Here is a 4,384-nt window from a genome sequence, read left to right as displayed (position 1 = left end):
CATCACTTCTGTTGCAATTCTCTCATTTATATTTTTTTGATCAATTAATTTTTTTAACTCTGAAGTTTTCCCTTGATTCTATTTTTGTTACCATACTTCCTCTTCTCGCCACATTAAGCTACTTAATAATAATAACTCGCATTAAATTTCTTAATTTTTGACTCTAGCTTAGTTCTTGTGTACTACTATGCCAGCTTTTTATTGATGTGTGACAGTTAGGGTGCGGAATGTAGGCTGAAATCTCCCCTTTACGATTAAGTTTTACTGGCACGCTGAATATTGTTCGTCGGGCTGTTCCTAAATTCCAACGGCTCCAAATTGAAGAATTTCCCTTTTTTTTGCCTGGCTTGTAAGCGAAATTTTGGATGAGCAGATCCCAGAGCCTGAAGGTCGAAGCAATCCTCGTGTTGTCAAAAAAACCAGAGCCAAATTTCCGAACAAAAAGCCCATACATAGAACACAAACAGCTAAATTACAAACACTTACTTTCTCCGTAATTAGCACTGCTTAGAGCTTAACCGAACCGTATTGACAAAACAGGGATTAGGGGAATTGTAATTATAAATTCTGTACCTTTATTAGGAGAGGAAATACATTCTAATGTTCCCTGATGTTTTTGAGTAATTATTTGGTAACTAATAGATAAGCCTAAGCCTGTGCCTTTCCCGACGGGTTTTGTGGTAAAAAAGGGGTCAAACAGTTGCTTTTGAATATTTTCTGGGATACCACAACCATTATCAGCAATAGAAATAACTACTGACTGCTGGTCAGGAATGAAACTAGTACAAATGCAAATTTGGGGAATATTAGTGGTTTTTTCACCGACTATCGATTCTTCTAAAGCATCGATTGCATTTGCAAGAATATTCATAAACACCTGATTGAGTTGTCCAGGGTAACATTCTATCAATGGTAAACTGCTGTATTCCTTGATGAGTTTAATCGCTGGATAATTAGCTGTAGCTTTGAGGCGATGCTCTAGGAGCATCAAGGTACTATCAATACCCTCGTGAATGTTTACCGCCTTCATGTCTGCATGATCTAGGCGGGAAAAGTTACGTAAAGATTGTACAATTTCTGTAATTCTTTCAGCACCAATTCTCATAGAAGTTAATAACTTTGGTAGGTCTTCTATTAAGAAATCAATATCTATGGCTTGTGCTTGGTTTTGGATTTGGGCTACTGGGTTAGGATAGTATTGCTGGTATAGTTGCAGCAGTTCAAGCAAATCTTGGGTGTATTCATTGGCAGGGGTTAAATTACCATAGATAAAATTCACGGGGTTATTGATTTCGTGAGCTACACCTGCCACTAACTGCCCTAGACTAGACATTTTTTCACTCTGCACCAGTTGGGATGCTAGCAGCTTTGCTTCTTGTTGTAATTGTGCTTGTGATTGTCGTAATCTTTCCTCTGCTTGTTTGCGTTTAGTAATGTCGTGGAGAATAACGACATATTCTTGAAAATCTTGATGCGGTCGGTCGGAAATAGAAATTTCCAAAGTTTGGACACCAGCTTTGTGGAACAGAGTGTGTTCACTTCGCTTCGTCCATTGCTGTGGATAGTCAGGAAATCCAAATATCCATTTGCTAAGGTGATTTCCTAGTAACTCAAATGGTTTGATATCAAAAATAGATTCAGTTGCTGGGTTTGCTTGCCTGATACTACCCTGCTCATCCAAAACCAAAATACCATCCTGGGCAACAGTAAACAGGTGTTCGGCAGCTTCTCGTGCCTCTGTAATGGCTACTACTTGGGGTAAGGTTGTCCAACAGGCTATAGCTACTCCTATAAATGCCGCTGTCATCAGCAACACAACAAATAGATTTTCATCTGTAGCCTTTGTCGCCGTGTTAAGGTTAGCACCAAATAACCAGCCCGTTGTGACTGCACTGCATATTAAAATAATTAGGATGCTTACCTGGAGTATGACAGAATCCTTAATAATTACCGAAGAGCGTGTGCGGTAATGTCGCCTCCACCAACTTAAATGAAAAGGCGGGAAGTGAACGTGGCGGATTAGCGCATCAATTCCGATAATCCCAATCGGAAATACTAGACCAATCAAGAGATTTATCCAACCCCAGGCAACGCCCCCTACCAATAAAACCACAATTTCTAACAGCAGAATGCCCAAAGATATTCGAGGAAACAAAACTTCTGGACGATTGCGCCCCAACCAAAGCCCTAAATGCAACAACATAAAGGAGGCAAACCAACCGATATTTCCCACTGCGACAATTTGGGTTACATTTGCCCAAATCAGATAAAGGCAGCAAAGCACTAAAGTTAAGCTCAGAGCAGGCACAAACACGCCCCGACGCGACACAGCAGAAAAGACTGGTGAAATATGGTTATCTAAGGCAAGTTGATACAAAATTCTCGGGCAATTAGAAACTACTGTTGCAGAACCTAACAAAGAAGCAGACACCAATAGAAAGGTGATGTTAATTGGGGCCCAGCTTCCCCAAAAGGGTTTAGAAGCCGCCACAAGATTCAAAAAAGCATTATCACCCAGACCTGGCGCTGTTGCTAACCGCATCATCACCCAAGACCCGCCGATAAAAACAGGTGGCATCATCCAAGCAGCAATATCCAGAAAGCGCAGCGTTTCCTTGGGATGACGGCTATCTGCGACAAAAGAAGAAGCCGTTTCACAACTATAAGTGGCGTAGGAAACGAAAAAGAACCACTTTGCCCAATCCACGAAGCTCAAAGATGACCAACTGTTAGGAAAAAACCCAGGGCTAGCACTAGAGAAAGTTAACCAGCCAAGACCTTGTACACAAAAGGTAATTAGTAGTCCAAAAGCTGGAATTGCAAAAAATAAATGCAAAATACTCAGCGCACGAGTACCACTAAAAGCTACTACAAAGGGCAGTAGCGTAAAGCCAATGTCCAAAAATAATTTAGGACAGGCAATGCCTAGCGATTCTAAATTCACTCTAATTAAATCAGTGAGAACGAGAGTATTAACTGATAAGTAAGAAACCCAGTTAAGAAGGTATCCAATTGCAGCATAGCGAGCTAGCCCAGGGTAGCGTTTGAGCAGGTGGCTGACATAGTTAGGCGTTCCTCCTGCCACATTAATAAAATACATTCCTAAACGCTTGACCTGATAGTTAATCAGCATCCCGACAATTACAGCAGGTATCCAAACAAAAATAGCTTGTGAACCAAGAGCAGCATGAACTGCGGGAACTAATGCTACCCATGAAATATGAGCTGTCAAACCGAAGCCCCAGCTTTCAACAGCACTTAGGCTTCTAGTTAAGCGAGGGTATGAAGATTGACTTACAGATGTATTGTCTTGTTTGAGCATGATAGGCAATGCGAAGCTTTTTGGTTAACCTTATTAGCTTGAGTTTCCACCTCATAATTGTTCTGAAGGCAGACTTTTATTGAAGATGAATTATCCGCGAATCAATAATAAATTCCGGTTTATCTGAAGATTTATTTGATAAATAACTTTTTATATTTAGTGGCTCTCGGCTTTTCCATCCAGATTTTTGGAAGAAAGTCAACTTCGCCAACAGCATCGTATGCTACTTATAGTCCGGCTACTGGCGAATTACTTTAGTCTTTACCTAATTTTTGCCAGATCCAACTTTTCTGTAACAAGTTCCTCAACAAAATAATCCAGAAATTCAATGTAGTGATTTTGCATGATAATTGCGTGTGCATAATCTCCCCTGGCTGCAAGTTGATACTTTTTCACCAGATTATCGGAGGGTTTATTGAAAACAACTGTATTTGAATAAGGGTTGAGAAATGGATTGAAGTCTCTTAACTTCAGTTGTGTATACAAATGCTCTGCTTTGGCTACACAATCAGCTACTTCTAATCCAAAGTTAGAACGCCTTTTAGAGATTTCATGCCATAAACAAAGTGAAGTATGTCCGTTGCGGCTACCTCCAATAGTCATATCCTGAGCACCAATATACTCGATATCAGATGTGAGTGCTTCAACCAAATGTTTTTTAGTAATAACAACGCCACAAGGGAAAGGGCTACCAATAAATTTATGTCCTGAGATTGACAGTGAACTAATGGGTCTGTTGAAATCAATCCAGTTTGAACGCAAGTAGGGAAGAAGCATTCCGCCTAAAGCACCATCAACATGAATATAGAATTGGCTGACCCGTTTCATCTCTAGAACATTGAGAATCTGCTCAATATCGTCTATTGCCCCTGTAAAAGTAGTACCCAGGTTAAGGCAAATAATCGCAGGCAGATTAGGTACAAGTTGCTTATAGAAATGTAATCGATCACGGGGCGATCGCAGACTAAAAGCCAATAGATGTCAATGAGTGAAGAAACTAGGGGAATTAGTCTAAGAGAGTTCACTCTATTTGATAAAAGTAAATAAACGGGTATGGCTTCG

The 4,384-nt window shown here is 40.3% G+C and carries 3 protein-coding genes; all 3 read right to left on the bottom strand.

The window, feature by feature from the left end:
- Positions 1–514 precede the first annotated feature (514 nt).
- A complete protein-coding gene (locus LC608_RS36290) occupies positions 515–3,322 on the bottom strand; it encodes an ATP-binding protein (protein WP_229558125.1) in 2,808 nt (935 codons plus the stop codon).
- Between the two features lie 261 nt (positions 3,323–3,583).
- Complete coding sequence (locus LC608_RS36285) at positions 3,584–4,177, bottom strand: pyridoxal-dependent decarboxylase (RefSeq protein WP_229558126.1); 594 nt, start codon at positions 4,175–4,177, stop codon at positions 3,584–3,586.
- A 5-nt stretch (positions 4,178–4,182) separates the two neighbouring features.
- The coding region (locus tag LC608_RS36280; protein WP_229558127.1) for a hypothetical protein at positions 4,183–4,384 on the bottom strand (202 nt) is incomplete at its 5' end.

The sequence above is a fragment of the Nostoc sp. XA010 genome (assembly GCF_020829625.1).
Taxonomy (GTDB): Bacteria; Cyanobacteriota; Cyanobacteriia; order Cyanobacteriales; family Nostocaceae; genus Nostoc.
The sequence above is the reverse complement of the archived record's forward strand: the minus strand, read 5'-3'. Positions and strand labels throughout refer to the sequence as shown.

Excerpts from the sequence above, each read along its gene's own strand:
- LC608_RS36290 (WP_229558125.1), bottom strand. The coding sequence starts at position 3,322 with ATGCTCAAACAAGACAATACATCTGTAAGTCAATCTTCATACCCTCGC.